At 60.4% G+C, this 26,923-nt stretch carries 26 protein-coding genes; 7 read left to right on the forward strand and 19 right to left on the reverse strand.

Annotation, left to right across the window (positions count from 1 at the left end):
• Position 1: 1 nt before the first annotated feature.
• The 3 genes from WNY61_RS05995 (at position 2) to WNY61_RS06005 (ending at position 4,587) form a co-directional block, all read left to right on the forward strand.
• Positions 2-682: a DnaA/Hda family protein gene (locus WNY61_RS05995; protein WP_342850547.1), complete on the forward strand. Its 681-nt coding sequence runs from the start codon at positions 2-4 to the stop codon at positions 680-682.
• A gap of 61 nt (positions 683-743) precedes the next feature.
• Positions 744-2,918 carry an RNA degradosome polyphosphate kinase gene (locus WNY61_RS06000; protein WP_342850548.1) on the forward strand — a complete coding sequence of 725 codons (2,175 nt, stop codon included), beginning with the start codon at positions 744-746 and terminating at the stop codon, positions 2,916-2,918.
• Positions 2,919-3,003: 85 nt separating this feature from the next.
• Positions 3,004-4,587, forward strand: coding sequence for a Ppx/GppA family phosphatase (locus WNY61_RS06005; protein ID WP_342850549.1), 1,584 nt, complete (start codon positions 3,004-3,006; stop codon positions 4,585-4,587).
• A 6-nt stretch (positions 4,588-4,593) separates the two neighbouring features.
• Here the strand turns inward: WNY61_RS06005 and WNY61_RS06010 are convergent, their stop codons facing one another.
• From WNY61_RS06010 to scpA, 5 genes are all read right to left on the reverse strand, one after another.
• The gene (locus tag WNY61_RS06010) at positions 4,594-4,959 is read right to left on the reverse strand and encodes a hypothetical protein (RefSeq protein ID WP_342850550.1); all 366 of its coding nucleotides are present in this window, start codon (positions 4,957-4,959) and stop codon (positions 4,594-4,596) included.
• Positions 4,960-5,036: 77 nt separating this feature from the next.
• Positions 5,037-6,038 (reverse strand): endonuclease/exonuclease/phosphatase family protein, encoded by a 1,002-nt coding sequence (locus tag WNY61_RS06015; RefSeq protein ID WP_342850551.1) that lies wholly within the window; start codon positions 6,036-6,038, stop codon positions 5,037-5,039.
• Complete coding sequence (locus WNY61_RS06020) at positions 6,038-6,718, reverse strand: molecular chaperone DjiA (RefSeq protein ID WP_342850552.1); 681 nt, start codon at positions 6,716-6,718, stop codon at positions 6,038-6,040. The genes WNY61_RS06015 and WNY61_RS06020 overlap by 1 nt, the downstream gene beginning before the upstream one ends.
• A gap of 52 nt (positions 6,719-6,770) precedes the next feature.
• Positions 6,771-7,256, reverse strand: a complete 486-nt coding sequence (locus WNY61_RS06025; protein ID WP_342850553.1) for an N-acetyltransferase family protein — start codon at positions 7,254-7,256, stop codon at positions 6,771-6,773.
• A gap of 35 nt (positions 7,257-7,291) precedes the next feature.
• Positions 7,292-9,433, reverse strand: coding sequence for a methylmalonyl-CoA mutase (gene scpA / locus WNY61_RS06030; RefSeq protein WP_342850554.1), 2,142 nt, complete (start codon positions 9,431-9,433; stop codon positions 7,292-7,294).
• A gap of 165 nt (positions 9,434-9,598) precedes the next feature.
• On the opposite strand from scpA, the gene WNY61_RS06035 reads away from it, so the two are divergent.
• Positions 9,599-10,054 (forward strand): DUF4174 domain-containing protein, encoded by a 456-nt coding sequence (locus WNY61_RS06035; RefSeq protein WP_342850555.1) that lies wholly within the window; start codon positions 9,599-9,601, stop codon positions 10,052-10,054.
• A 42-nt stretch (positions 10,055-10,096) separates the two neighbouring features.
• Here the strand turns inward: WNY61_RS06035 and WNY61_RS06040 are convergent, their stop codons facing one another.
• The 7 genes from WNY61_RS06040 to WNY61_RS06070 form a co-directional block, all read right to left on the reverse strand.
• Complete coding sequence (locus tag WNY61_RS06040) at positions 10,097-12,142, reverse strand: acetyl/propionyl/methylcrotonyl-CoA carboxylase subunit alpha (protein WP_342850556.1); 2,046 nt, start codon at positions 12,140-12,142, stop codon at positions 10,097-10,099.
• 131 nt (positions 12,143-12,273) lie between these two features.
• Positions 12,274-12,477 (reverse strand): hypothetical protein, encoded by a 204-nt coding sequence (locus WNY61_RS06045; protein WP_342850557.1) that lies wholly within the window; start codon positions 12,475-12,477, stop codon positions 12,274-12,276.
• Positions 12,478-12,799: 322 nt separating this feature from the next.
• Positions 12,800-13,147, reverse strand: a complete 348-nt coding sequence (locus tag WNY61_RS06050) for a hypothetical protein (RefSeq protein WP_040701050.1) — start codon at positions 13,145-13,147, stop codon at positions 12,800-12,802.
• 81 nt (positions 13,148-13,228) lie between these two features.
• Complete coding sequence (locus WNY61_RS06055; RefSeq protein WP_007119254.1) at positions 13,229-13,369, reverse strand: hypothetical protein; 141 nt, start codon at positions 13,367-13,369, stop codon at positions 13,229-13,231.
• Between the two features lie 214 nt (positions 13,370-13,583).
• Entirely contained in the window at positions 13,584-13,955 is a 372-nt protein-coding gene (locus WNY61_RS06060) for a DUF6497 family protein (RefSeq protein ID WP_007119253.1), read from the reverse strand.
• Between the two features lie 26 nt (positions 13,956-13,981).
• A complete protein-coding gene (locus tag WNY61_RS06065; protein WP_342850558.1) occupies positions 13,982-14,236 on the reverse strand; it encodes a Rho termination factor in 255 nt (84 codons plus the stop codon).
• Positions 14,237-14,341: 105 nt separating this feature from the next.
• Entirely contained in the window at positions 14,342-15,874 is a 1,533-nt protein-coding gene (locus WNY61_RS06070; protein ID WP_342850559.1) for an acyl-CoA carboxylase subunit beta, read from the reverse strand.
• Between the two features lie 169 nt (positions 15,875-16,043).
• On the opposite strand from WNY61_RS06070, the gene WNY61_RS06075 reads away from it, so the two are divergent.
• On the forward strand, positions 16,044-17,258 hold the full coding sequence (locus tag WNY61_RS06075) for a multidrug effflux MFS transporter (RefSeq protein ID WP_342850560.1): 1,215 nt from the start codon (positions 16,044-16,046) through the stop codon (positions 17,256-17,258).
• A gap of 85 nt (positions 17,259-17,343) precedes the next feature.
• Positions 17,344-18,744 (forward strand): short-chain fatty acyl-CoA regulator family protein, encoded by a 1,401-nt coding sequence (locus WNY61_RS06080; protein ID WP_342850561.1) that lies wholly within the window; start codon positions 17,344-17,346, stop codon positions 18,742-18,744.
• Here WNY61_RS06080 and WNY61_RS06085 read toward each other — a convergent pair whose 3' ends face one another.
• The 6 genes from WNY61_RS06085 to WNY61_RS06110 all read right to left on the reverse strand — a co-directional run bounded on the left by WNY61_RS06085 (position 18,745) and on the right by WNY61_RS06110 (position 25,012).
• Positions 18,745-19,419, reverse strand: a complete 675-nt coding sequence (locus WNY61_RS06085) for a thermonuclease family protein (RefSeq protein ID WP_342850562.1) — start codon at positions 19,417-19,419, stop codon at positions 18,745-18,747.
• A gap of 61 nt (positions 19,420-19,480) precedes the next feature.
• Positions 19,481-21,139, reverse strand: a complete 1,659-nt coding sequence (gene betA, locus WNY61_RS06090) for a choline dehydrogenase (protein WP_342850563.1) — start codon at positions 21,137-21,139, stop codon at positions 19,481-19,483.
• 86 nt (positions 21,140-21,225) lie between these two features.
• Positions 21,226-22,683, reverse strand: a complete 1,458-nt coding sequence (gene betB, locus WNY61_RS06095; RefSeq protein WP_342850564.1) for a betaine-aldehyde dehydrogenase — start codon at positions 22,681-22,683, stop codon at positions 21,226-21,228.
• 76 nt (positions 22,684-22,759) lie between these two features.
• The gene (gene betI / locus WNY61_RS06100) at positions 22,760-23,335 is read right to left on the reverse strand and encodes a transcriptional regulator BetI (RefSeq protein ID WP_342850565.1); all 576 of its coding nucleotides are present in this window, start codon (positions 23,333-23,335) and stop codon (positions 22,760-22,762) included.
• Between the two features lie 92 nt (positions 23,336-23,427).
• Complete coding sequence (locus WNY61_RS06105; protein WP_342850566.1) at positions 23,428-24,357, reverse strand: DMT family transporter; 930 nt, start codon at positions 24,355-24,357, stop codon at positions 23,428-23,430.
• 55 nt (positions 24,358-24,412) lie between these two features.
• Entirely contained in the window at positions 24,413-25,012 is a 600-nt protein-coding gene (locus tag WNY61_RS06110; RefSeq protein WP_342850567.1) for a LysE/ArgO family amino acid transporter, read from the reverse strand.
• An 88-nt stretch (positions 25,013-25,100) separates the two neighbouring features.
• On the opposite strand from WNY61_RS06110, the gene WNY61_RS06115 reads away from it, so the two are divergent.
• A complete protein-coding gene (locus WNY61_RS06115) occupies positions 25,101-25,982 on the forward strand; it encodes a LysR family transcriptional regulator ArgP (protein ID WP_342850568.1) in 882 nt (293 codons plus the stop codon).
• Here WNY61_RS06115 and WNY61_RS06120 read toward each other — a convergent pair.
• A complete protein-coding gene (locus tag WNY61_RS06120; protein WP_342850569.1) occupies positions 25,979-26,719 on the reverse strand; it encodes a YebC/PmpR family DNA-binding transcriptional regulator in 741 nt (246 codons plus the stop codon). The genes WNY61_RS06115 and WNY61_RS06120 overlap by 4 nt on opposite strands.
• Positions 26,720-26,923: the final 204 nt, after the last annotated feature.

The following is a 26,923-nucleotide window of genomic DNA, read 5'->3' on the forward strand; positions in this document are numbered from 1 at the left end:
CATGGCCCATCAACTCGGGTTGAACCTGCCCAGCCGGACGGCTCTGGGCCGCGACGCTTTCTTTGTTGCCCCTTCCAATGCGATGGCGATGGCGATGATCGACGGCTGGCGGGGTTGGGCCGGGGGCAAGCTGGCGCTGACCGGGCCACAGGGGTCGGGCAAGACGCATCTGACGCATGTTTGGGCGGACCTTTCGGGCGCGCAGATCATCAGCGCGACGAACCTGCAAAAGGCCGACATCCCTGTCCTTGCCCGTGGCCCTGTTGCGGTGGAGGACGTACACCTTATCGCGAATGACGACGCTGCGCAGACTGAGCTGTTTCACTTGCACAACCTCGTACTGGCAGAGGGCCAAGCGCTGCTCCTGACCGGCACCGGCTCTGTCGCCCATTGGGGGCTGACGCTACCCGATCTCGTCAGCCGGATGCGTGGCGCCACGGCCGTAGAGATGGACGCGCCAGATGACGCGCTGCTCTCGGCGCTGCTGGTCAAACTGCTGGCTGACCGGCAACTCACGCCCAAACCGGAGTTGATCAATTACTTGATGACCCGGATGGACCGTTCCTTTGCCGCCGCCATCGCGCTTGTTGACCGGCTGGATGCCGCCAGCCTTGCGCAGAAGCGCCCCCTAACCCGCGCACTGGCCGCGCAGGTGCTGGACATCGCCCCGCCCCGCGCGTGATACTGGAATAATTAACGCAAGCCTTCGCAAACCCGTTACATTCCAATGTCATGAGGCCCGCATGACCCAAGCTGATTTTCTGCAAGCGCCCTTCCCGCCCGCCACCGATCTGCCCGAGCTTGATACCGCCGGGCCGGGCCGTTTCTTTAACCGCGAGCTGAGTTGGCTCGACTTCAACTGGCGGGTGCTGGAAGAGGCCGAGAACCCCCGCGTGCCGCTGCTGGAGCGGCTGCGCTTCTTGTCGATCTCGGCCACCAATTTGGACGAATTCTACACCGTGCGTGTCGCGGGCCTGCGTGAATTGGCGCAGGCGGGCAATACCACCGCCGCCGCCGATGGGCTGACCCCAGCCGAGCAACTGGTGCTGATCAACGAAGACGCACGCAACCTGATGATGTCTCAGCAGCGCGTGCTGGTCGATCTCATGGCCGAAATGGACGCCCAGAACATCATGCTGGAGCGCACGGCCGATCTGACCGAGGCCGACCTAAAACATCTCGAAGGTGTTTTCCTCAATCAAGTCTTCGCGGTGCTCTCTCCGCTGGCTATCGACCCCGCGCATCCCTTCCCCTTCATTCCCAACACCGGTTACGCGCTGGCCTTGCAACTGGAACGCACCCGGGACAAGCGCCCGCTTCAAGCCCTGCTGCCAATCCCCGGCCAAATCGACCGCTTCGTATCCCTGCCTGCGCCTGAGGGCTGTCTGCGGTATCTACCGCTCGAAGACTTACTAATCATTAATATTCCCAACCTTTTTCCCGGCTACAAGTTAAAGGCCCATTTCGAATTCCGCGTCCTGCGTGACAGCGACCTCGAAGTTGAAGACGAAGCCGAAGACCTCGTGCGCGAGTTCGAAGTCGCTTTAAAGCGCCGCCGCCGCGGCGAGGTCGTGCGCCTAACCCATTCCGCAGGTGCCCCGGACAAACTAAAATCCGTCGTCATGCGCGAGCTTTGCGTGCGGCCTCAGGATGTCATTGAGCTTGAAGGGATGCTAGGCATTGCAGACTTGTCCAAACTGGTGACAGACGCCCGCGCCGATCTGCTTTGGCCGTCTTTCACCCCGCGTGTGCCCGAGCGCGTGAGCGACCACGACGGCGATATGTTCGCGGCAATCCGTCAAAAAGACATGCTGCTGCACCACCCATACGAGACCTTCGATATGGTGGTGCGTTTCCTCGCCCAAGCGGCGCGTGACCCTGATGTCGTGGCGATCAAGCAAACCCTCTACCGCACCTCGCGCGACAGCCCGATTGTCGAGGCACTTTGCGAAGCTGCCGAGGATGGCAAGTCGGTCACCGCGCTGGTTGAGCTCAAGGCCCGTTTTGACGAGGCCGCCAATATCCGCCAATCTCGCCGACTGGAGCGCGCCGGCGCACATGTGGTCTACGGGTTTCTTGATCTCAAAACGCACGCCAAAATCTCGACCGTGGTGCGGCGCGAGGGCGATCAGTTGGTGACCTACACCCACTATGGCACCGGCAATTACCACCCGATCACGGCGCGCATCTATACCGATCTGTCGCTCTTTACCTGCGACCAGAACCTTGGCCGCGATGCCACCAAGGTCTTCAATTTCCTCTCGGGCTACGCCCCGCCGGAGCGGCTTGAAAACCTTGCGATCTCTCCCACCACGCTCAAGCCGCGCCTGCTAGAGATGATCGCCGCCGAGGCCGAGCATGCCCGCAGCGGCAAGCCTGCAGCGATCTGGGCCAAGATGAACGCGTTGATCGACGCCGAGGTGATTGACGCGCTTTACGCCGCGAGCCAAGCCGGGGTCGAAATCAGCCTTGTTATACGCGGCATCTGCGGGCTGCGGCCTGGCGTAAAGGGGCTGTCGGACAACATCCGCGTCAAATCAATCATCGGGCGTTTCCTAGAGCACAGCCGCATCGTTTGTTTCGGCAACGGCCACGGGCTGCCGCACAAAAAGGCGCGCGTGTTTATGTCCTCCGCCGATTGGATGGGGCGTAACCTGAACCGCCGGGTCGAGACGCTGGTCGAGATCGACAACCCGACCGTAAAGGCGCAGATCACCAGTCAGATCATGGCGGCCAATCTCGCTGATGTGGCGCAAAGCTGGGTCATGGGACCGGAGGGGAAATTCACCCGCCCCGCCATCCCCGAAGGCACTTTTGCGTTCAACTGCCACCGCTTTTTCATGGAAAACCCGTCGCTTTCCGGGCGCGGCAGTGCGGGGGCGTCGGATGTGCCCAAGCTGACCCATACCGAGGATTGACCTATGGAGAGGTCCGTTAGCAATTGACCTTACCGCCCCCCTGCGCCAATTATCCCCCCCAAACGGATGGCCCGCAGGAGCATTGATGGCAGACCAGACCGACCCCTCCCGAGCTGCCCCAGTCCCTGAGACTGGCGTGGCGGAACTGGGCCTTTTCGCCAAACCCTTGTTTCAGGATCCGGGCGCGCGCGCCTTGGCGCGGGTCGGCGTGGTCGATGTGGGCTCGAACTCCGTCCGGCTTGTGGTGTTTGACGGTGCGGCGCGCTCTCCGGCCTACTTCTACAATGAAAAGATCATGTGTGCCCTTGGCGCTGGCATGTCTGAGACGGGCCACTTGTCCCCCGAAGGCCGCGCCCGCGCGCTCTCGGCGCTGCGGCGGTTCAGCAAGCTTGCCGATGGCATGGGCCTGTCGGAACTCACCGTCGTCGCCACGGCCGCGGTGCGCGATGCCAGCGATGGGCGCGAATTCTGCGCCGATGTGCTGCGTGAAACCGGCCTGCGCATCTGGGTGATCGACGGCGAGGAAGAGGCGCGGCTCTCGGCCCAAGGCGTGCTGTTGGGCTGGCCCGGCGCTTACGGCCTTGTCTGCGACATTGGCGGCTCTTCGATGGAGCTTGCGGAAATCTCTGGCGGGCGCGTTGGGCGGCGGGTGACCTCGCAACTCGGGCCCCTGAAACTGCGCGACCTTAAGGGCGGGGCCAAGGGGCGTCACGCACATATCAAAGAGGTCATCACCGGGCTTCAGGAGAAGATGGGCAGCCAACGCGATCGGTTGTTCCTTGTGGGCGGCTCTTGGCGCGCCATTGCGCGGATCGATATGTACCGCCGCGGCTATCCGCTGCATGTGCTGCATGAATACCGCATGACCGTCACCTCGGTCCGCGAGACGGTGAAGTTTATCCAAGGCTCTGATCTAGATGAGCTTCGCAACGCCTGCGGTGTATCTTCCAGCCGCATGTCGCTGGTGCCCTATGCCGCCGAGGTGCTCAGCCGTCTGGTCAAAACCTTCCGCCCCAAAGACATCGCAATCTCAAGCTACGGCATCCGCGAGGGCATGCTCTATGAGCAGATGCCGCAACGCCTGCGCGACCGTGATCCGCTGATCGAAGCCTGCTATTTCGCCGAAGCCAAAGATGCGCGGATGCCCGGCTTTGGCAAGGTGCTCTATAACTTCATCCTGCCGCTTTACCGCTCTGCACCACATGCGCGCAAACGCCTCGTCAAAGCGGCTTGCTTGCTGCATGACGTCAGCTGGCGCGCGCATCCCGACTACCGGGCAGAGACCTGCTTTGACAATGCCACCCGCGCCAATCTGGGCGGGCTGAAGCATTTGGAACGCATCTATCTGGGGTTGGCGCTGCTGCACCGCTACTCCAACAAGCGCGAGAATACGCGGTTCGAAGACCTTTATGAAATGGTCGACGAACAAACCCGGCTTAAGGCTGAGATACTGGGCAAAGCCATGCGCTTTGGCGCGATGCTGTGGATGGACAAAAACGAACAACGCGGCGAATTGCGCTGGTTCCCCAAGAAAAAGCAGCTGGAACTGTGGCTTACCCCTGACATGGTGCCCCTCTTCGGAGAGGTCGCAGAGGCGCGGCTCAATTCGCTGGCGAAATCGCTTGATGCTGAGGTGCATGTGCGCACCGGCAAACGGCCTCCGAAATAGTCCGCGCTACAGATCGATCTGAGGTGTAGGCTCTGTCGGAGTTTCTGGCGGGACCATCGGGTGGTCCGGCTTGCGGCGGATGATAATATCGCCGTTGGGCTGCATCTCGGGCGCTTGATAGGCGCTCCAATCCTCAACCTGATCCAGCAGTTCCGTCAGCTTCGGCCCCATCTCCCGCGCGAAATCGCGCAGCGCGGGGCGCATGGTTTCGGTGAAGCCTTCGAAACCCTCCATGACCGGGCCCATCTCATCCATGATGCCGTCCATGAACATCTGCGCGCCGCGCTCCATCAGACCGAGGCCGCGTTCTTCGGTGTCTTCCTGCGCGTGGGCCGAAAGCGGCAGCATCGTGCAAAGGGCGATAAGGGGCATAAAGCGTGTCATGCAATTGATGTAGGCGGCGCATTTGGGATTTCTAGTCCTGTGGCGATGCGCTGGCACAAGCCCGCCTAGAGGTCGACATCCAGCGTAACGGGGAAGTGATCGGACGCCGCCAGCAGCGCATCGCGCAGCGCCTCATTTCGCCAGCAGGCAGGATCATCCATTGGATGCCAGATGCGCCAACGGGCATCGCGGGCACGGATTTGCGGGCTGACCATGATGTAGTCCAACAGCGCCTGAAGGAAGCGTTCTTCTGGCGCGATCCAGAAGCGCGCGCTGGTGGGCGCGGCCCCCAATAGTCGACTGAGCGCCTGTTTGGCATGTGGGTCAAAAAGGGCGGCCTCCCCCTCCCCCAGAATGATCTCAACCGAGGACCGTCCGAACAGGCTTTCGAATTCATCCAGCCCCGGCCCGTCATTCAAATCACCCATCACCATCATCGGCCGATCCTCCGCCAGATGCATGTCGATCCGCCGCCTGAGCCAGATCGCCTGCGCCAATTGCTTGCGCCGGTTGGCAATGGCGATGCGCAGCACATCGGCCTCGGACTTGGCCCCATGGGGCGCCTTGGATTTCAGATGCGCGCCGATCATCTGAAAGGCAAACCCGGCCTTTGTGGTCACTTCCAACTCTAGCGGCGGTTTGGAGAAGACCACGGCGTCTTCCGTCGCATCGACATCCAAATCAATCCGCAACGTCTGATCAAAGCGCGGGGCATCAGCAGCAGCCTGCGGCGCATGGCGGGCCGTGAGCTTGTCCGGATCATAAAGCAGCGCAATCTCCTGCTCTGTATCGTTGGAAAACCCCATGACGGCCGCCCGCGCCCTAAGGGAAAACCGCGCGGCGAAATGCTCAAGTGCTGCCACGGTGGACTGCCGCCGCCCGTGGTTTGGCGCCTCAATCACCATGATCGCATCCGCATCCAGCGCGGTGGAAACCAATCCTAAAGCCGTCGTTTGCTGCGCACGCGTTACATTGTAGCGCGAAGACCAGCCGCCATCGTCATAGAGCCGGTTGTCGTTATCAAAAAGGCTCGCGAAATACTCAACATTGTAGGTCGCGATGCGCATCAAGCGTGTTTGCCCGAGATCGTTTCCCACGCGCGGTTGATGTCAATCATGCGCTTTTCGGCCATCTTGACCGCCTCGTGCGGCAGGCCACGTGCCACCAGCGCGTCGGGGTGGTTCTCCCGCACCAATCGCCGCCACGCCTTGCGTGCTTCTTCGCGCGTGGCATGGGGGCCGATGCCCAGAACGGTGCGCGGCAGGGGTGAGCTGTCGGGCACAAAGCGTGCTTTGAGCGAGGCAAAGGCCTCCTCTCCCATGCCAAAGATCGCGGCGACATCCTCTAGGAAGGCGTTCTCATTCGGGTGATAGATCCCGTCGGCCATAGCGATGTGAAACAACCCCTCCAAGAGGTCGTGCAGCATCTCCGGCTGGCCACTGAACATATTGGCGATGCGTTTAGCGTATTCCTCAAATCCCGTCACATCCTGACGGGCAAGGTTGAAAACACGCGCAGCGCCGTCTTGATCCCCTTCGGCAATCTGGAAGACCTCGCGGAAAGCCGTCACCTCGTCGCGGGTCACCAGCCCATCAGCCTTGGCCATCTTCGCACCCAAGGCGATCACCGCGATGGTAAAGGCGACCGACCGCTCAGGCGGGCTGCGCAGACGGTCAAAGACGGCCGACAGCCCCTCGCCCGCGGTGAGGGCTGACAAAGCTTCGGTAATGCGTGTCCAGATCGACATGGGCTAACCCCTTGGTATTCGGACCCCAGCTTAACCGCTGGCACCGGGGAAGTCAGGATGCTGACAAGGTTTTTTGCATCAAGATCAGGTCAAGCCATTGGCCGTGTTTGCGCCCCACCTCGGGCATCTGGCCCACCTGTGCAAAGCCCAATTTTTCATGGAAAATCACGGCACCAGGGTTGGCGCTGCTGATCGCGGCGACCATCACATGATGGCCCTGCGCCGCAGCCGCCTCCTCTGCCCGCGTCATCAAGCCGCGGCCCAGCCCCTGCCCCTGCGCGGCGGCTGACAGAACGATGCTATGCTCCACCGTCGCGGCATAGCCCGGCCCGCTGCGAAAGCTGCCGTAGGTGACAAAGCCCAGCACTGTGACTCCATTTTCGGCCACCCAGAAAGCATCTACGCGGGTGGCGATTAGCGCGGCAATCTCAGCAGGCGTCTTTTCATCTGTGGTGAATGTCGACAGGCTATCGCGGATCATGCCGTTCCACAGGTCGGCCACGGCAGCGGCATCGCGCGGCTCTGCCAGACGGATCACCCCGCCCCTTGGGGCGGAGCGATCAGCAGACTGCGTCACTTCCGCGTCTCACGGATCAGCTTGAGGATATCCTTCGCTGCCGTCGGGATATTCGTCCCCGGCCCAAAGATCGCCTTGACCCCAGCGTCTTGCAAGAACTTGTAATCCTGCTGCGGAATGACCCCGCCACAGATCACCAGAATGTCCTCCGCACCCGCATCCTTCAGAGCCTGAATAAGCTGCGGGGCCAATGTCTTATGCCCCGCCGCTTGACTGGAGATGCCGATCACATGCACGTCGTTGTCCACCGCATCCTGCGCGGCTTCGGCAGGCGTCTGGAACAGCGGGCCGACATCCACGTCAAAGCCGATGTCGGCGAATGCCGTGGCGATCACCTTGGCCCCGCGGTCGTGCCCGTCTTGGCCCATTTTGACCACCAGCATACGCGGACGACGGCCTTCGGCCTCGGCGAACTCGTCGACCGATTTCTGAATATCGGCAAAGCCCGCGTCGCCCTCATAAGCTGCGCCATAGACGCCCGACAGCGTCTTGACCTCGGCCCGGTGCCGCCCGAATTCTTTTTCCATCGCCATGCTGATCTCTCCCACTGTGGCGCGCGCGCGCGCGGCTTCGACCGCCGCGTCGAGCAGATTGCCGCCCTCGGCGGACCGCCGTGTCAGTTCTGCCAATGCGGCGGTGCAAGCTGCGTCATCGCGCTCGGCCCGGATGCGTTCCAGCGCCTTGATCTGTCCGGCGCGCACCTTGACGTTGTCGACATCCAGAATGTCGATCGGCTCTTCCTTGTCACGACGGTATTTGTTGACCCCGACTATCACATCGGTTCCCCGGTCAATGCCCGCCTGCCGCTGCGCCGCTGCCTCTTCGATGCGCAGTTTCGGCATGCCTGAGGCCACGGCTTTGGTCATGCCGCCCATCTCTTCGACTTCTTCGATCAGCTTCCACGCGGCCTCGGCCAGATCGGCGGTCAGCTTTTCGACGTAGTAGCTGCCCGCGAGCGGATCGACGACGTTAGTGACGCCGGTTTCTTCTTGCAGGATCAGCTGGGTGTTGCGGGCGATGCGGGCGGAATGCTCGGTCGGCAGGCCAATCGCTTCGTCCAGCGAGTTCGTGTGCAGCGACTGCGTGCCGCCCAGCACGGCAGAAAGCGCCTCATAGGCCGTGCGCACGACGTTGTTAGAGGGGTCCTGTTCAGCGAGGCTGACGCCAGAGGTCTGGCAGTGGGTCCGCAGCATCGATGACTTGGGGTTCTTTGGCTCAAATTCCGCCATGACCCGCGACCAAAGCAGGCGCGCGGCGCGCAGCTTGGCGGCTTCCATGAAGAAGTTCATGCCGATGGCAAAAAAGAAGCTCAGGCGCGGCGCAAAACGGTCCACATCCATGCCCGCCGCAATCGCCGTACGCACATATTCGCGCCCATCGGCGATGGTAAAGGCCAGCTCCTGCACGAGGTTCGCGCCCGCCTCTTGCATGTGGTAGCCCGAGATCGAGATCGAGTTGAACTTCGGCATGTGGTCCGAGGTATATTCAATGATATCCCCGATGATCCGCATCGACGGTTCCGGCGGATAGACATAGGTGTTGCGCACCATGAATTCCTTGAGGATGTCATTCTGGATCGTGCCCGACAGCTTGGCGCGGTCGTGCCCCTGCTCTTCACCCGCGACGATGAAACTCGCCAAAATCGGGATCACCGCGCCGTTCATCGTCATGGAGACGGAGACCTGATCGAGCGGAATGCCATCGAACAGGATCTTCATATCCTCAACACTGTCAATGGCCACACCGGCCTTACCGACATCACCCTCGACGCGCGGATGGTCACTGTCATAGCCCCGGTGCGTCGCCAAATCGAAAGCGACCGACACACCCTGCTGCCCGGCGGCCAGCGCGCGGCGGTAAAAGGCGTTGGATTCCTCTGCCGTGGAAAAGCCCGCATATTGCCGGATCGTCCAAGGGCGGCCCGCGTACATCGTCGCTTTCACCCCGCGCGTAAACGGCGCTTCGCCGGGGATGCTGCCGAGATGCTCCAGACCACTGACATCGTCGGCGGTATAGAGCGGTTGTACATCGATCCCTTCCAACGTCTTCCACGTCAAATCATCCAGATTGCGCCCGCGCAATTCGCCTGTTGCCAGTTCCTGCCAGCGTGCCTTGGCGTTTTTTGGGTCGGATGTCATATATCTGTCCTTCTCTCATGGCACCGGGCGGCAGGCATGAGCCTGCGCATCGCCGGCGGCTGATTTGTCACGGGGCACAGCCCGGCAGGTATAAATCCCCCCTGCGGCGCTTTGCCCTTCGCAAACTGGCGCAAGACCCCTATATCTGAGGGGACAGGAGCCTTGATGAAACGTTTGATCTCACTTGTTTTTGCAGGATTACTCGCCACCGCGGCGATCGCCCAAGGGGCCGACGCCCCGCTGGAGGATCCGCTGTTCTTGGTTGCCGACATGGCTGACCTCAGCGAGTTCCAGTGGAAAAAGCGGCCTGTTCTGGTCTTTGCCAATTCCGAAAACGATCCCGCATACGTCGCCCAGATGGAATACCTGCAAGATCGCGAAGAAGAGCTGCGTCTACGAGATGTTGTGGTGTTGACGGATACCGATCCCGCTGCACGCAACCCGCTGCGGCTTAAAATGCGGCCGCGCAATTTTATGTTGGTGTTGGTCGACAAAGAAGGCGGCATCGAGCTGCGCAAACCCTTCCCTTGGGACGTGCGCGAGATCACCCGCAGCATCGATAAGATGCCCCTGCGCCAGCGCGAAATTAGAGAGGCAAAGGAGCCGCGAGTCATCCGATGATGACCTGCCCCCTGCCCGCCCTGATCGCCAGCGCGTTGCACCCTATTCGAACTCCATGATCACATCGTCCACCGCAAGACTGTCGCCAGCGCCCGCGTTGACCTTGCTGACAACGCCCTTCTTCTCGGCGCGTAGGATGTTCTCCATCTTCATCGCCTCAATGGTGCAGAGCGCTTGACCCTCTTGGACCTCATCGCCCACCTCCACGTCGAGTTTCACCACCAGACCCGGCATCGGACAAAGCAACATCTTGGAGGTGTCTGGCGGAAGTTTTTCAGGCATCAGCGCAGCCAGTTCGGCCTGACGCGGGGTGCGAACATGCACCTTCATATCCGCGCCGCGTGTGCGGATGCGGAACCCGCCTGAGATTTTGCCGACCTTCAGCACCAGCGCTGCACCATCGACGGTCATTTCTGCAAGTTGGTCACCCGGTGTCCAAGCGCCGCTGACGCGCATTTCCGTGCCGTCAGAGAATTGCACTGTGGCACCTTCGGGATCGGCCTTGGTAACAACGTCAAAGTTTTCGCCTTGAAGCTTCACGTTCCAATCGCTGCCGACTTTGCGCTCGTGATTGTCCATCCGGCCCGAGACGCGGGCGCGGCGAATTTCGCCCACGCGGTGCATAGCAGCACAAGCAGCAGCGATGCGGCGCAGCTCGCCTTCCGGCAAGGTCACGCCTTCAAAGCCGTCAGGATATTCTTCTGCGATAAAGGCTGTGGTCATCTCGCCCGAGACGAACTTGGGGTGGTCCATCACGGCGCTCAGGAACGGCAAGTTATGCCCGATCCCCTCAACCTCAAAACTATCCAGCGCCACACGCATCTTTTCGATTGCCTCGGCCCGGGTCGGTGCCCATGTGCAAAGCTTAGCGATCATCGGGTCGTAGTACATCGAGATCTCGCCGCCCTCAAAGACGCCGGTATCGTTCCGCACAGCCATCTCGCCGCTTGGCGCGTCGCCCTGCCATGTGCCCTGCTCCAGAAGCGGTCCAGCGGCCACCTCCTGCGGCGGGCGGTAGCGGGTTAGACGGCCAATGGAAGGCAGGAAGCCGCGGTAGGGGTCTTCGGCATAAAGCCGGTTCTCGATGGCCCAGCCGGTGAGCGTCACATCATCTTGGGTGATCGACAGTTTTTCGCCATTGGCCACGCGGATCATCTGCTCGACCAGATCAACACCGGTGATCAGCTCGGTCACCGGGTGTTCCACCTGAAGGCGGGTGTTCATCTCTAGGAAAAAGAAGTCTTTGTTGCCATCGACGATGAACTCCACCGTCCCCGCGCTGGTGTAGCCCACAGCCTGCGCCAGAGCGACGGCTTGCTCGCCCATCGCCTTTCGGGTGGCCTCATCAAGGAAGGGGCTCGGCGCTTCTTCGACAACCTTCTGGTTGCGGCGCTGGATCGAACATTCACGCTCGCCCAGATAGATGCCGTTGCCATGCGCGTCGCAAAGCACCTGAATTTCAATGTGGCGCGGCTGGGTGACGAATTTCTCAATAAAGATACGGTCATCGCCAAAAGAGTTGGCCGCTTCGTTCTTGGACGATTGGAAACCTTCGCGCGCTTCTTCGTCGTTCCACGCGATCCGCATGCCCTTGCCGCCGCCGCCTGCCGAGGCTTTGAGCATCACCGGATAGCCAATCTCATTAGAGATTTTCACCGCTTCATCCGCGTCTTCGATCAGCCCCATATAGCCGGGTACGGTCGATACACCTGCTTCCTGGGCGATCTTTTTGGACGTGATCTTGTCGCCCATCTTCTCAATGGCGCCGACAGGGGGGCCGACAAAGGCCACACCAATAGCATCAAGCGCTTCGGCGAACTTGCTGTTTTCGCTTAGAAAGCCGTAGCCGGGATGCACGGCTTGCGCGCCGGATTTCTTGACAGCCTCCATCACCTTGTCGATGACGATGTAGGATTGGTTTGCAGGGGGCGGGCCGATATGAATTGCCTCATCCGCCATTTCTACATGCAAAGCTTGGGCGTCAGCGTCTGAATAGATGGCGACAGTGGTCAGCCCCATTTTCTTGGCCGTTTTGATGACGCGGCAGGCGATTTCGCCCCGGTTGGCAATGAGGATCTTGTCAAACATCAGCAGTTCCTTTGACGGTGACAGGCAACGCAAAAAGCCGCGTCAGCCGGGGCTGCGCGGTGCCTGAAAAGATAGAGAGGGAAGCCGTTCCACCAACGCGAATGCGTGGCGGAACGGCCAAAATTAGTCGTTTAGCACTTGCCGGGGTTAAGCTGGCAGTACCCGACGTTGGCTGCGGCGCCGATCGCTGCACCCTGTGCCAGCGAACCGCCAGTAATTGCAGCAGTGCCCGCGCCGACGGCAGCGCCGCCAATACCCTGCTCGGCAATGGTGTCGCCGCAAGCGGCCAGCCCAACTGTTGCGCCAAGCGCGAGAATAATATTGCGAATCGACATGTGCCTGTTCCTTTACTGCTAATTTCCAACTGACCAACGCTTTGATAAGCATAGGGTTCCCGGTTGGATTTTCTGTTGAATGCCTTGCGCCTAAAAGGCCGCATACCCAAAATGCCGAGCACCAACGCAGATAGATTGGATCGCTGCCCGGCAGGTCTAAGGATATCGCCTTCATACGCGGCGAAACCTGAAACGGTCACAGCTCCACCAGCAGGCTGCAACATGCCCCAAAACCCGCCCGGCGCCACGCAAATGTTAAGTGCCGACCAAAAACCGGCAGCCCGATGCTGATTTAGGGAAAAGGCCGGCGACAACATGCTGATTAGCCCTCAAACGCTTCGGGGAAGGACGCGCGGGCGGCAGAGACATCAAGCACCAAAAGCGCTTCGTAATCAGCGGGATCAAAAGGATCGGTCGCGGGCAGCACCTCGCGACCAAAAAGCCAAGACAGACGGCCTGCATCGAGATTGCCGCGCTCGAAAGGATGCTCACCAAATGCTTCCCAGAGGGCTTTGACAAAAGCGGTGTCGGCACGACGATCCGGCGCGCGGCGGTCAGGGCGGCGCTCGCGCCGCGTGATCGGCGTGACCCCTTTGGGGTTTGGACGGCGAACTGTAAATTGGAAATCGGTGCCGGGCAGTCGCCCGGGGAACCCGCGGTGTTTCAGCATATAGGCGGGCATTACACACCCCTCCCGATTGCAGGGGTGGCAGAGATCAGGGCAGGCGCGGACGCCTGCCCTGCAACGACATTACTTGTACTTGCCGGTGTATACTGGCTCGACCGAGATGGGCGCGGGCTCAACAACGACGAATTCTTCTTCTTGCTGTGCGCAAGCCGAAACAGCTGCGACGAAACCGAAAGCTGCCAGCAATTTGATGCTCTTGGACATGTAAATCTCCTATTAATGTTAGTGGAACCTGATGCGACATCATGCCGACCAAGCCCGGGTTCTGAGGCAAGGGATACGTGGGTATTCCTTGACCGCATCATATGCGATTCACATGGCAATGGATATGCTTGCAAGCGCAATCGGTCGTGCTGTGACTCCAATGCATCATTCCAAATGGGCGATCGGCGGATTCTTGCAAGATATTGCGTCCGCATCACAAACCCTCCCAAATACAGGTGTCGTTCTGAGCGCGAAAAGCTTCGAAATATTGGGTCGCATCGGGATCTGCGGCGCCAAACTCCACCGGGCGGTCGGCCAGCGAGACAACAATCACCTGACCAGCCAGTGCATGTTCGGTCATATAGGGCAGCGCAACTGCAGCGCAGAGGTGCTCCATATCCGGCGCGGCCAGATCATATGCGATGGTATCCGGCCCCGTCGCGATCTGTGGCGCGATAAAGCGAAAGCGTAGCCAAGTTTCCCCGCCCAATTCCTCGACAAGGACTTCTTGTAAATCAATCGCTTGGCCCGATGGCACGTCAATCGCAAGCGCGGGTTTTACGACCCCAAGAAACAGCGCACTCAAAGCAAATGCGCGAGCAAAACGCGCCGCTAATGGTTGCGGAGCGCGTCGATGAGCGCGCCCTTGTCCATATCCGAGCGCCCCTCTATCCCAAGCTCCTGCGCGCGATCGTAAAGGTGGTCCTTGGTCCAGTCCTCGTAGGGCCGCTGTTTGCCCCCCTTCTCGCTGGGATGCTGGCTGTCGCTTGCCTGTGCATTGGCAATCCGGGCAGCTTTCTCCCTGCTCGCCCCGTCCTCGCGCAGGGATTTGTAGGTCTTTTCGTCTTTGATGGATGCGTTCGGCATGGGTTGGCCCTCCTTTACGAAGGAAACCACCCAGCCTGCGGAGGGTTCCGCGCGCGGCCCCTGTGGGATCGGTATTTAAGAAAGGATGAAACTGCATGGGTGAGCTCAGAGCGGGATGTTGTCGTGTTTCTTCCACGGGGTCTGCACTTTTTTATTGCGCAGTGAGGCGAATGCGCGGGCGACCCGTTTGCGGGTAGAGCGCGGCTGGATCACCTCATCAATAAAGCCCCGCTCGGCGGCGACGAAAGGATTGGCGAATCGGTCTTCGTAGTCTTTCGCATACTGCGCGATTTTCTCGGGGTCATTGAGGTCTTTGCGGTGGATGATCTCCGTCGCACCCTTGGCCCCCATCACGGCGACTTCGGCGGTGGGCCATGCGTAGTTGAAATCCGAGCGCAAGTGCTTAGAGGCCATCACGTCATAGGCCCCCCCATACGCTTTGCGGGTGATGACTGTAACCATCGGCACTGTCGCCTCGCCGTAAGCAAAGAGTAATTTAGCGCCGTGTTTGATGACGCCGCCGAATTCCTGCCCGGTACCAGGCAAGAAGCCGGGCACATCGACCAATGTCAGGATTGGAATTTCAAAAGCGTCGCAGAAGCGCACAAAACGTGCCGCCTTGCGAGAGCTGTCGATGTCCAGGCAGCCTGCTAAAACCATCGGTTGGTTGGCGACGACGCCGACGGTACGACCCTCGATGCGGATAAAGCCAGTAATAATGTTCTTAGCGAATTCTTCTTGGATTTCGTAAAAATCGCCTTCATCAGCAAGCTTTAGAATCAGTTCCTTCATATCGTAGGGGGTGTTGGCATTGGCCGGCACCAACGTGTCGAGCGAAGGTTCGATCCGGTTGGGATCATCGAAGAAGGGGCGGACTGGGGGTTTCTCGCGGTTGTTGGCGGGCAGCAGATCAACGAGGCGGCGCACCTCGGCCAGCGCCTCGACATCATTCTCAAAAGCACCATCAGCGACCGACGATTTTCGCGTGTGGGTGGTGGCGCCGCCCAACTCCTCGGCGGTGACGACTTCGTTTGTGACCGTCTTCACCACGTCAGGGCCGGTCACGAACATGTAGGAGCTGTCTTTGACCATGAAAATAAAATCGGTCATCGCGGGCGAATAGACCGCCCCGCCTGCGCAGGGGCCCATGATGACACTGATTTGCGGGATCACGCCAGAAGCTTCGATGTTGCGCTGGAAGACTTCGGCATAGCCGGCAAGGCTTGCCACGCCTTCTTGGATTCGCGCGCCGCCGGAATCGTTAATGCCGATCACAGGCGCGCCGTTTTGCACGGCCATGTCCATGATCTTGCAAATCTTTTGCGCGTGGGTTTCCGACAAGGAACCGCCAAAGACAGTGAAATCCTGACTGAAGACATAGACAAGGCGGCCGTTGATTGTGCCCCAACCTGTGACCACCCCATCACCTGCAGGTTTTTGATCCTGCATGCCGAAATCGGTGCAGCGGTGGGTGACGAACATGTCAAATTCTTCGAACGAACCTTCGTCGAGCAACAGATCGACCCGTTCCCGCGCGGTCAGCTTGCCGCGGCCATGCTGCGCATCTATCCGCGCCTGACCGCCGCCCAAGCGCGCATCTTCGCGGCGCCGCTCCAGTTGTTCGAGAATGTCTTTCATGACGCACCCCTGTTGTGATTTTCACCATTCTATCGGAGGAGCGCAGACGACCAAAGCGCATTTTTGCAAATTTGCAAAACTAATACAGACGCAAAACTGCAAAATGAAAAGTTGCAAATCAATCTAGTTAACATGGACATTTCTCATACCCCAGACTACTTGCATTTGCATGAGCGATATCCCCCGTGTCCGGTATTTAGATCGGAAGACCCCACCCCACATTTCCACGCTGATCCTGCTGGCCGGGCTTTCGGCGATGGTGATGAACATCTTTTTGCCCAGCCTGCCGAAGATGGCAGAGCATTTTGGCACGGACTATGCGGTCATCCAACTCTCGGTTCCGCTGTATCTTTTCTTTAGCGGCATATTACAGATTTTTATCGGACCGATTTCAGACAACCTTGGACGGCGGCGCGTGATGCTTTGGGGTTTGGGCATGTTTCTTGTGGCTACCGTGGGCTGCCTTCTCGCGCCAAACATCGCTGTCTTTCTCGTCTTTCGCATGGCGCAGGCTGTGATCGCTACGGGCATGGTATTGAGCCGCGCTGTGATCCGCGACCTCTATACCCAAGAAGAATCAGCCTCCATGATCGGCTATGTCACCATGGGGATGGCGCTTGTTCCGATGATCAGCCCTGCCGTAGGCGGCCTGTTGGAACAGGGGTTCGGCTGGCAGGCGTCCTTCTGGGCGATGCTTATCCTTGGCGGTGTCGTGTTCTGGGTGGCATGGGCCGACTTGGGCGAAACAGCGCGCGCCAGCGGTAAAACCCTTGCGCAACAGTTTGGCGAATATCCTGAGCTGCTTCGGTCTCCGCGATTTTGGGGCTATGCGATGGCGACCGGGTTCTGCTCGGGCGCATTCTTTGCCTATCTTGGCGGTGCACCCTTCGTCGGTACGGTTGTTTTCGGAATGGAGCCTGCGGTGCTGGGCCTCTATTTCGGCGCGCCCGCGATTGGTTATTTCGTCGGCAATTTCATCACTGCGCGCACGGCGACGCGCTTTGGCGTGAACACGCTCGTGCTGTGGGGCTGCGTTTCTAACGCGGTGGGCGGCACGGTCTCACTCTTAATTTTCCTCGCGGGCTACGGCTCCCCTCTTAGCTTTTTCGGATTGATGACACTGGTGGGGCTGGGCAATGGCCTATGCATCCCCAATGCCACTGCCGGCATGCTTTCTGTGCGGCCACATTTGGCAGGGACGGCCTCTGGCCTTGGCGGGGCGATCATGATCGTCGGTGGCGCGGCGTTGAGCGCGCTGGCGGGTGCGCTGCTCACACCTGAGACGGGTGCCTACCCGCTCCTGTGGCTGATGTTGCTCACGGCCATCGCCTCGGTTGGTTCCATCTGGTTGGTGATCCACCGCGAGAAAGTCTTGGGTCTGTAACCTGCGCCAATCCCGCCACCGTACTTGCGGCGGAAAGTTTGCAAAGCTACGCTTCGGCCAATTGCAAAGTTGCAAAGGCGCGGGAATGGCGATTCAAAAACTTTATGCTGGCGTGAAGTTGCGAGAGACCCGCACCCGTGCGGGGCTGACGCAAAAAGACTTTGCCGCCCGGCTTGGCGTATCCTTGCCATATCTCAACCAGATGGAAAACAATAACCGGCCCGTCAGCACCAATGTCGTGCTCGCGCTGGCGTCGGAATTCAGGCTGGATGTCACCGAGCTTTCCAGCGGCGACGGGGAGCGATTGGTAAGTGATCTGCGCGAGGCGTTGGCCGATCCAATTTTCGCGGGCAAGGCGCCCCCCATGGCCGATCTGCGTCTCACCGCTTCGAATGCACCGGGATTGGCACATGCGTTTCTTGCCCTGCATCAAAGCTACCGACAGGTGCAAGAACGGCTTGCGTCACTAGACGAAGCACTTGGCCGTGAAGACGCCCGCGCCACCCCGTCCCCTTGGGAGGAAGTGCGCGATTTTTTTCACTATTGCGACAATTACATTGATGCCGTCGACCGCGCTGCAGAGCATTTTGCAACCCGCGAGGGCACGACAGGCGATGCCCGCGCCACAGCTATGGCGACCCTTGATGCCGCCGGGGTAGCGGTGGTCTTTGCTGATGACGATCGCCTGCGTGCCTATGACCCGGCAAGTAAAACACTGCACCTCTCCTCCCGCGCGGCACCTGAGACTCAGACCTTTCAGCTTTTGTTGCAAGTGGCACTGACGCGGCAGAACGCGCTGCTAGAAGCGACACTCGATTTGGCGCGGTTTCACAGCCGGGCAGCGCGGGACATTGCTAAAATCGGACTTGCAAACTATTTCGCCGGTGCGGCGTTGTTGCCCTATGGGCGGTTTTTGGAAAAAGCGCAGGCCTGCCGCCATGATCTTGAGGTCTTGGCCGGGCATTTTGGGGCATCGATTGAGCAAGTGGCGCATCGGCTGTCGACCTTGCAAAGGCCCGGTGCGAAGGGCGTGCCATTTTTCTTTGTGCGCGTGGATCAGGCGGGGACGATCACCAAACGTCACTCGGCGACGCGCTTGCAATTTGCCCGCTTCGGCGGCGCATGTCCGCTGTGGAACGTACACCGTGCTTTCGAAACGCCGGGTCGATTCCTGCGGCAATTGGCCGAAACCCCAGACGGGGTGCGCTACATTAGTCTGGCGCGCGACATCTCAAAACCGGCAGGGCGCTTTGGGGCGCCGGTGCGGCGCTACGCGATCTCTCTCGGGTGCGAAGTGCGCCATGCACCAGCGCTGGTCTATGCCGATGGGATGGACATCAATCGCGCCGAAGCCTTTGAGCCGATTGGTATTTCCTGCCGTATCTGTGAACGCCGTGATTGCCATCAACGCTCCGTTCCACCGCTAGAGCGGCAGCTGGTCGTCGATCCTCATCTGCGCGACGTGTTGCCCTACCAGGTAGAGTGATCAGCGCTGCGCGCGCCGCCAGCCGGCGCCGCGGGCTTCGGCTTCTGAACAGAACCAACGTTCGCCTTTTTGGGTGCTGATCCGGGTACGGCTGTAAAAATCTTGCCCGGGCATATGATAAATCTTGGTCCCCTTAGCACTGATATTGCCTTTGATCTGACAACTCCCCTCAGCCCGGACAGGCTCGGCCCCGCTGCGACGGGTCACGCGGTAGCGTGCAGGGGACACCGTTTTGAACCCATGGATCCCACGCGCTGCGACAAAGGCGGCCTTTTCATCCAGATCATAATCCATCGAATACTTTCGATAAGCAAAGGCCAACCCGTCTTGCACCAGCGCCTGCCCCACATCGACACCATCGATACGGCAGCGCGCAACGATGCGCTCATAGCGGTCCCGATCCAGTTCTTCGCACTGGGCCTCTGCCCCTTGATAGCGGTCGCGCACCTCCCTCGTTGTCCAATCGCCGCAGGCCCACGGCTGACCACCTTCTGTTTCACAGGTCTGGCGCGCCTCAAGCGCGTCGATCCCATGCAAACGAATGCGCGTGCCGCCAAGATCAAAGGTATCCCCATCAATCACACGCACCACGCCAGAGACGGTTTGCGCATCAGCCGAGACAGCCCAGAGACTCAGCGTTAGACTGAGGGCGAAAAGTGAACAGATTCTTAACATGAGGCAGGTATGACGCCCTGCCCCGCTAGCTTCAAGGGACGAGATTAAGACAGGTTAACGATCAGCGCTGTGCCACTTGCCAATTGGGGTGCAGCCAAGGCTCTTCATTGGCGCGCGGCAGCGGATCACGACCCAAAAGCAGGTCCGAGACTTTCTCGCCCACCATGATCGACGGCGCGTTCAGATTGCCATTGGTTATGCGCGGGAAGATCGAACTGTCGGCCACCCGCAGCCCCTCAACTCCGATAACCCGTGCCTGTGGGTCAACCACGGCGTTCCGGTCATCGGCCGCGCCCATCCGGCAGGTGCCGCAGGGGTGATAGGCGCTTTCGGCATGTTCAGCGATGAAACTGTCAAGTTCCGCGTCCGATTGCAGCGCCGCACCGGGCTGGATTTCGTGCTTTACGAAAGGTTTGAAAGCCTCTTGCCCGAAAATTTCCCGGGTGAGACGGATACATGTGCGAAACTCTTCCCAATCGTCGGGATGCGACATGTAGTTAAAGCGGATTTTCGGCGCATCTGCCGGGTCCGCCGAGCGCAGGGTAATGTTGCCCCGCGACTTCGAACGCATCGGCCCGGTATGGGCCTGAAACCCGTGCCCCTCTGCTGCCGCCTGCCCGTCATAGCGCACGGCAATGGGCAGGAAATGGTATTGGATATCAGGGTATTCCACGCCGGGCTTCGAGCGGATGAAGGCCGCGGATTCGAACTGATTCGACGCCCCCATGCCGGTCTTGGTAAAGAGCCACTGCGCGCCGATGACGGCCTTCGACAGCAGGTTCCAGTGCTTATAAAGCGTGATCGGTTGGCTTGAGGCCATCTGGATATAGAGCTCCAGATGGTCCTGAAGGTTCTGCCCCACGCCGGGACGGTCGGCGACCACGTTGATGCCATGTTCTGCCAGATGCGCTGCTGGGCCGATGCCGGACAGCATCAGTAGCTTTGGAGAGTTGATCGACGACGCGGCCAGTACCACTTCACGCTGCGCGCGGATGATCTCGATCGCGCTGCCGCGCTTAACCTCAACGCCTACGGCACGCCCCTCTTCGATCACCACACGCTGCGCGAGCGCGCGGATTAACGTCACATTCCCAGTCTTCTGCGCCGGGCGCAGATAGGCGTTCGCCGCAGACCAGCGCCGCCCGTTCCAGACGGTCTGCTCCATTGGGCCAAAGCCCTCTTGCTTCTCGCCGTTGTAATCCTCGGTCATCTGGTACCCGGCCTGCGACCCCGCCTGCACAAAAGCATCGAACAGCGGATTGGCGCGCGGCCCCCGGCTGACGTGCAAAGGCCCGTCCGTGCCGCGCCAATCCGCATCGCCGCCGTGACCGTTCTCGTGCCAAGTTTCCATGCGCTTGTAATAGGGCAGCACGTCAGAATAACCCCATCCTCGCGCGCCGCTTTCTTCCCAATGGTCGAAATCCTTGGCGTGACCACGCACATAAACCATGCCGTTGATCGACGACGAACCGCCGATCACCTTTCCGCGCGGGCAGACCAGTTGCCGCCCATTCAGATGCGGCTCTGGCTCGGATTTATAGCCCCAGTCATAGCGTGGCATGTTCATCGGATAGCTGAGTGCTGCGGGCATCTGAATGAAGGGCCCCGCATCGCTGCCGCCATGTTCGATGACGATCACCTTGCGGCCCGCCTCGGCCAGACGGTAGGCCATGGCGCAGCCCGCAGACCCCGCGCCGACGATGACAAATTCAGCTTCCATTCCACTCACTTTCCGCAAATCCGCACGGGTGCGGGGCAGCGCCCGACGTTGTCGGCTCTATGCGCTGAGGCCTAATTTTCCGTTGCTCAGAACGGCGCTTCGACATTGCCCATGCGGACATAGACCGACTTCAACTGGCTATAATGGTTGATCGCGGCCTTAGAGTTTTCGCGGCCCACGCCGGAGTTCTTCATGCCCCCAAAGGGCGCTTCGACCGGCGCGTCGTTATAAGTGTTGATGTAGCAAGTACCCGCCTCAAACCCGGCTGCGACGCGATGTGCGCGGGTCAGGTTTTGGGTAAAGACACCAGCGGCGAGGCCGAATTCCGTGGCATTGGCGCGGGCCATGACCTCGGCCTCATCCTCAAAATCGAGCACGGCCATGACGGGGCCGAAAATCTCTTCGCGGGCGATCACCATGTCGTCTTTGACATCCGCGAAAACGGTAGGCTGCATGTAGAAACCTTGGCGCTCGATCCGCGCGCCGCCATAGGCCAACCGCGCGCCCTCGGACTTGCCTTTGGCAATATAGTCCAACGCAATCTGCATTTGCCGTTCGCTGACCATCGGGCCAAAGGAGGTGTCAGGGTCCATCGGGTCGCCAATCACGGCGTTTTCTAGGCGTTCCGCAAGCCGCGCGAGGAAGGCTTCCTTAATGTCGCGGTGCACGAAGACCCGCGTGCCGTTGGAGCAAATCTGCCCGGAGCTGTAGAAGTTGCCCAAGATCGCACCGCTGACCGCGTTGTCGATGTCCGCATCTTCAAAGACGATTATGGGCGATTTGCCACCCAGTTCCATCGTCACGTACTTGATGCCCTCGGCAGCCGCGGCATAGACCTTGCGGCCCGTTGGCACCGACCCGGTCAGCGATACTTTGTCGACCCGCGGGTCGGTGACCAGCGACTGCCCTACTTCGCCCATGCCCTGCACGACGTTAAAAAGCCCCGCGGGCAGACCAGCCTCGATTAGGATTTCCGCTACTTTCAGTGCGCAGAGCGGTGTGGTCTCAGAGGGTTTGAAGATCATCGCATTGCCGCAAGCCAGCGCGGGCGCGGCTTTCCAGCAGGCGATCTGCGTGGGGTAGTTCCACGCGCCGATCCCGACACAGAGGCCAAGCGCCTCGCGGCGGGTATAGACCCAGTCTTCACCTAGTTGAATATGCTCGCCCGTCAGACTGCCCGCCAGCCCGCCGAAATACTCCAGCGCATCGGCCCCGCTGGTGGCATCGGCGACGGAGGTTTCCTGGTAAGGTTTGCCAGTGTCATAGGTCTCCAGCACCGACAGATCGTGGTTGCGCTCGCGGATCATATCCGAGGCACGGCGCAGCACTCGGCCGCGTTCGGTGCCCGTCATCGCGGCCCAGGCGGCCTGTGCGCGGCGGGCCGAGGTGATGGCTTGTTCCACGATCGCGGGTGTGGCGGCATAGACCGTCGCGATCGTCTCGCCCGTGGCGGGATAGATCACCGGGATCGGCGTGCCGTTCGTGTCTTCGACATAAGCGCCGTCGATGAAATGGCTGGCTGTGGGTTGGGGATCATAAGACATCAAAGATACTTTCTTGCCTGAGGCGCGGAGTGTTCGAGGAGGCGGAGCGCGGCAATGCCGCCCTTCTCCGCGGTGTTCAGCGGGCCGCTTTCAGCAGCAGGTCAAGGGTATAGAGCGCGCGAGTCATGGCTTCGGCGGCGCTGACATTGTCCGACAGTGCCGCCCTCAAATAGAGCCCATCAATCAGCGCCGCCAATGTGTCAGCGTCGCCCTCGGGTTGGGGGCTGATCGGCCGCAGCGCATGGGTGAGGTTGGAGCGCAGGCGGCTTTGGTAAGCCGTCAGCAGCCGCCGCGTTTCGGGATTGGTGCGGGCATGGGCATAAAGCGTCATCCACGCGCTAATCGTGCCGGGGTGAAAGCCGGTGTCGTCGAAACTGGCCACGATGATCGCCGCCGCCCGGTCATGTGGTGTGCGGGCCGTGGCCAGCCGTTCACGCACGCCTGCCGCATATTCCGACAGGATATGGCGCATCGCGGCGAGGAAAATCTGGTTCTTGCCGCCGAAATAGTGATGCGCCAGGGCGCTGGACATGCCCGCCCGCTTGGCGATCTGGCTCACCGTCACATCCAGCGACTGAGCTTCACCGATCTCGGCGATGGTGGCCTTGACCAGCGCAGAGCGGCGAATGGGTTCCATTCCGACTTTGGGCATTGGATTCGGGTCCTTGGGGCAGTGACGACTGCCTCAGGATAGGGGATTTTTTATTGACGCGTCAATCAAGTTCCCGAAGGCCGCGGCCTCCGTTAGAATTTCGTGGCGTGAGAGGGCGGCGTGACCTGCCGTTTCAACATCGCTTCGCGCCAAGTAATAAAGGTGACCGAGCCCAAGATCACCGCGCCGCCCAGCACCACCCAGATGTCGACCGGCTCGGCAAAGACCACGACGCCAAGGATCGTGGCCCAAATCAATTGCAGGAAAGTCACCGGCTGCGTCACCGTCACGGGGGCCGCGGCAAAGGCCAGCGTCATGGTGAAATGCCCCGCCGTGGCGAAAAAGGCGACGCCGGCGAGGATCAGCAATTCCTGCGCGGTGGGCGTGATCCAAACGGTGAAGGCAAAGGGTGCAAGCCCGATGGTCACAAAGATCGACAGCATGGTGACGATCATCACCGGGCGCGCTTCATCGGCGAGCACTTTGGCCAAGAGGTAGGAGCCCGCAAACACCACCGCTGCCAGCAACATCGCCAAATGCCCGGTTGAAACTTCGCGGAAACCGGGCCGCAGGATGATCGCCGCCCCCGCCAGCCCCAGACAAACGGCCACAATGCGCCGCGCCGCGAGCTTTTCGCCCAGAAAAATCGCAGCGCCGACGGTGACATAGATCGGCGCGAGGTAGTTCATCGCCGTCACTTCGGCAATCGGCAGGCGCGTCATGGCGTAGAACCACAAAATCACCCCGCCCGCGTGGAAAAAACCACGCAACCCGAACAGCCCCCACTGCCGTTTGCTGACCGGTGTCGCCAACAATGACCGCAGCATCGGCAGGATGAAAACCAATCCCATAGCGTAGCGCAAAAAGGCTGCTTCTGCCGAAGGCAGGCGCGGCCCCATATATTTCACCAGCGCGGTCACGCCGATGAAACATGCCCCCGTCACCAGCATCCAAAAGACCCCGACTAGCGGGCGGTTGGCGGGAACGGGGATGTCGGGGGTGGTGGCCGGGTTTTGTGTCATGCCGCGACCCTTTCCCAAAGTGCTGCCAAGGGCAAGATGGCCGCGGCACTTTTATTCACATCGCAAGCAATTTGAGCGCAATTGCCCACATGGTCAAGGCGATCAGTGCATCTAAAACCTGCCAACTGCGCGGCTTGGCAAAGAGCGGCGCAAGCAGCCGCGCGCCATAACCAAGGGCAAAGAAAAACACGAAGCTGGCTAAAGCCGCGCCGATGCCAAAGCTCAAGCGATCAGGATATTGCGCCGAGATCGACCCGAGCAGCACCAACGTATCGAGATAGACATGTGGGTTCAGCCAGGTCAGTGCCAGCAGCGTCAGTACCGCCTTGCCCAAGCTGCGGGTGGGTTGACCTTCGGCCTCCAGCCCCTCACCGCCGCGCCATGCCGACACGGCATTGCGCCAACCGTACCACAGCAGGAAGGCCGCGCCGCCGTAGCGCATCAATGGGCCGAACCACGGTGCCGCTTCGGCCAGCGCGCCAAAGCCAGCCACACCGGCAGTGATCAAGATCGCGTCCGAGGTGGCGCAGACCAACACCACCACCAGCACATACTCGCGCCGCAGCCCTTGGCGCAGGACAAAGGCGTTCTGCGCGCCGATGGCCATGATGAGAGTGAGGCTGAGAGCGAAGCCGGGGAGGAATGAGGTCAGCATTGGGACGTCCTATCTTGGGTTGCTTTTGCCTACCGCGGCGGTACAGATTACTCAAATTCAATAGTTTTCGCCGGGATTAGCAAAACTTATGCAGCTCGACAGTGCCCAACTGACCGCCCTTGCCTATATCCTGCGCCTCGGCAGTTTCGATGCCGCATCGGCGGCGCTTGGGGTGACGCCTTCGGCGATCTCACAACGGTTAAAGTCTCTGGAGGACCGGGTGGGTGCGACCCTGGTGCTGCGTGGCCAGCCCTGCACGCCAACCCCTTTGGGCCAGCGGCTCGCCAAACATGCCGAGGATGTCGCCTTGCTGGAAGCGCAGGCTTTAGGGGCCAGCGACAGTGTCACCGCCCCTCGGCTTCGGCTCGCCGTGCCTGCGGATGTGCTGGCGACATGGCTCATCCCGGCCTTGGCGCAGATACCGGATATGCTCTTTGATTTGGTGATCGACGATCAGGACACATCTGCCGACTGGCTACGCCGTGGAGAGGTCAGCGCGGCAGTCACCGGACAGGCCCGCGCGGCGCCGGGATGCAATGTGCTGGCCTTAGGCGCGCTTCGCTATCACGCAACTGCCAGCCCCGCTTATGTGAGAGACTGGTTCGCCGATGGCGTCACACCCGCCGCGCTTGCCCGCGCACCGATGCTCACCTTTGACCGCAAGGATCAGTTGCAAGGGCGCTGGCTGTTGCAGAAAACCGGCCAGCGGCTCACCCCGCCCAGCCACCATCTGCCCTCAAGTCACGGATTTGTGGCGGCGGCGCGCGAAGGCTTGGGCTGGGGCATGAACCCTGCCCCGCTGGTGGCTGACGATATGAAGAAGGGCCGTCTTGTCTCGCTCGACGAGGCTCTGCCGTTGGATGTGCCGCTCTATTGGCAAGTGGCGCGGATCATGGCGCCCGCGCTGGCCCCGCTCACCGCTGCCATAAGGGCTGCGGCGCGCGAGGCGCTGGTGCAAGAGACGCGTTAAAGCTGCGCCATAACCTCGTCGGAGGCCTCAAAGTTCGTGGTGACGCGCTGCACGTCGTCGTCTTCCTCAAGCGCATCGACCAGCTTCATCAGCTTTTCCATGGCCTCAAGGTCCATCTCGGTGGTGGTGGTCGGACGCCAGATCAGTTTGGTCGATTCAGACTCGCCTAGTTCCGCCTCAAGCGCTGTCGAGACATCGTTAAGATCGGTATCCGTGCAATAGATCACATGGCCGTCTTCAGAGCTTTCCACATCCTCGGCCCCGGCCTCAATCGCCGCCATCATTACAGTGTCCGCGTCGCCGACGGCGGCGGGGTAGATCACCTCGCCCTTGCGCTCAAACATAAAGCCGACCGAACCGGTTTCGCCCAGATTGCCGCCGTTCTTGGTAAAGGTCGAGCGCACGGTCGAGGCGGTGCGGTTGCGGTTGTCGGTCATCGCTTCAACGATCACTGCCACGCCGTTCGGGCCATAGCCCTCATACCGGATTTCCTCGTAATCCTCGCCCTCGCCGCCGATTGCCTTCTTGATCGCGCGTTCGATGTTGTCCTTGGGCATGGACTGGCCCTTGGCCTCTTTCACAGCCATGCGCAGACGCGGGTTCTTTTCCGGGTCAGGGTCGCCCATCTTGGCCGCGATGGTGATTTCCTTGGAAAGTTTGGAAAACACCTTGGCGCGCAGCTTGTCCTGACGGCCCTTGCGATGCTGAATGTTTGCCCATTTGGAGTGACCGGCCATGAATACCTCGTTTTGGCAATGCGTTTGCGCCACTCTATAGGCCAGCCGCTGCGATGGAACAAGCCGTGCCGCCGTTGTGGCGGCTTATCGGTCCGTTGTTTCTCCATTTCTATATTAGATTCCGGGCGTGCTTTGGGCAAAGACAGTGGCGGCAAATCTTTTGGAAAGATGACGCCCAATGCAAAAAGGCGCGCCACATGGGCG

Source organism: Sulfitobacter sp. AS92 (genome assembly GCF_038900015.1).
In the GTDB taxonomy this organism is placed as follows: domain Bacteria; phylum Pseudomonadota; class Alphaproteobacteria; order Rhodobacterales; family Rhodobacteraceae; genus Sulfitobacter.

What these genes read in the sequence shown, in the direction of transcription:
- WNY61_RS05995 (WP_342850547.1), top strand. Translation starts at nt 2, where the DNA reads ATGGCCCATCAACTCGGGTTGAACCTGCCCAGCCGGACGGCTCTGGGC.
- WNY61_RS06080 (WP_342850561.1), top strand. Translation starts at nt 17,344, where the DNA reads ATGGCGATTCAAAAACTTTATGCTGGCGTGAAGTTGCGAGAGACCCGC.
- WNY61_RS06045 (WP_342850557.1), bottom strand. Translation starts at nt 12,477, where the DNA reads ATGTCGATTCGCAATATTATTCTCGCGCTTGGCGCAACAGTTGGGCTG.
- WNY61_RS06035 (WP_342850555.1), top strand. Translation starts at nt 9,599, where the DNA reads ATGAAACGTTTGATCTCACTTGTTTTTGCAGGATTACTCGCCACCGCG.
- WNY61_RS06070 (WP_342850559.1), bottom strand. Translation starts at nt 15,874, where the DNA reads ATGAAAGACATTCTCGAACAACTGGAGCGGCGCCGCGAAGATGCGCGC.
- betI (WP_342850565.1), bottom strand. Translation starts at nt 23,335, where the DNA reads ATGCCCAAAGTCGGAATGGAACCCATTCGCCGCTCTGCGCTGGTCAAG.
- WNY61_RS06010 (WP_342850550.1), bottom strand. Translation starts at nt 4,959, where the DNA reads ATGCCCCTTATCGCCCTTTGCACGATGCTGCCGCTTTCGGCCCACGCG.
- WNY61_RS06065 (WP_342850558.1), bottom strand. Translation starts at nt 14,236, where the DNA reads ATGCCGAACGCATCCATCAAAGACGAAAAGACCTACAAATCCCTGCGC.
- WNY61_RS06105 (WP_342850566.1), bottom strand. Translation starts at nt 24,357, where the DNA reads ATGACACAAAACCCGGCCACCACCCCCGACATCCCCGTTCCCGCCAAC.
- WNY61_RS06000 (WP_342850548.1), top strand. Translation starts at nt 744, where the DNA reads ATGACCCAAGCTGATTTTCTGCAAGCGCCCTTCCCGCCCGCCACCGAT.
- WNY61_RS06050 (WP_040701050.1), bottom strand. Translation starts at nt 13,147, where the DNA reads ATGCTGAAACACCGCGGGTTCCCCGGGCGACTGCCCGGCACCGATTTC.
- WNY61_RS06040 (WP_342850556.1), bottom strand. Translation starts at nt 12,142, where the DNA reads ATGTTTGACAAGATCCTCATTGCCAACCGGGGCGAAATCGCCTGCCGC.
- betB (WP_342850564.1), bottom strand. Translation starts at nt 22,683, where the DNA reads ATGTCTTATGATCCCCAACCCACAGCCAGCCATTTCATCGACGGCGCT.
- WNY61_RS06015 (WP_342850551.1), bottom strand. Translation starts at nt 6,038, where the DNA reads ATGCGCATCGCGACCTACAATGTTGAGTATTTCGCGAGCCTTTTTGAT.
- scpA (WP_342850554.1), bottom strand. Translation starts at nt 9,433, where the DNA reads ATGACATCCGACCCAAAAAACGCCAAGGCACGCTGGCAGGAACTGGCA.
- WNY61_RS06115 (WP_342850568.1), top strand. Translation starts at nt 25,101, where the DNA reads ATGCAGCTCGACAGTGCCCAACTGACCGCCCTTGCCTATATCCTGCGC.
- betA (WP_342850563.1), bottom strand. Translation starts at nt 21,139, where the DNA reads ATGGAAGCTGAATTTGTCATCGTCGGCGCGGGGTCTGCGGGCTGCGCC.
- WNY61_RS06085 (WP_342850562.1), bottom strand. Translation starts at nt 19,419, where the DNA reads ATGTTAAGAATCTGTTCACTTTTCGCCCTCAGTCTAACGCTGAGTCTC.
- WNY61_RS06005 (WP_342850549.1), top strand. Translation starts at nt 3,004, where the DNA reads ATGGCAGACCAGACCGACCCCTCCCGAGCTGCCCCAGTCCCTGAGACT.
- WNY61_RS06055 (WP_007119254.1), bottom strand. Translation starts at nt 13,369, where the DNA reads ATGTCCAAGAGCATCAAATTGCTGGCAGCTTTCGGTTTCGTCGCAGCT.
- WNY61_RS06075 (WP_342850560.1), top strand. Translation starts at nt 16,044, where the DNA reads ATGAGCGATATCCCCCGTGTCCGGTATTTAGATCGGAAGACCCCACCC.
- WNY61_RS06110 (WP_342850567.1), bottom strand. Translation starts at nt 25,012, where the DNA reads ATGCTGACCTCATTCCTCCCCGGCTTCGCTCTCAGCCTCACTCTCATC.
- WNY61_RS06120 (WP_342850569.1), bottom strand. Translation starts at nt 26,719, where the DNA reads ATGGCCGGTCACTCCAAATGGGCAAACATTCAGCATCGCAAGGGCCGT.
- WNY61_RS06020 (WP_342850552.1), bottom strand. Translation starts at nt 6,718, where the DNA reads ATGTCGATCTGGACACGCATTACCGAAGCTTTGTCAGCCCTCACCGCG.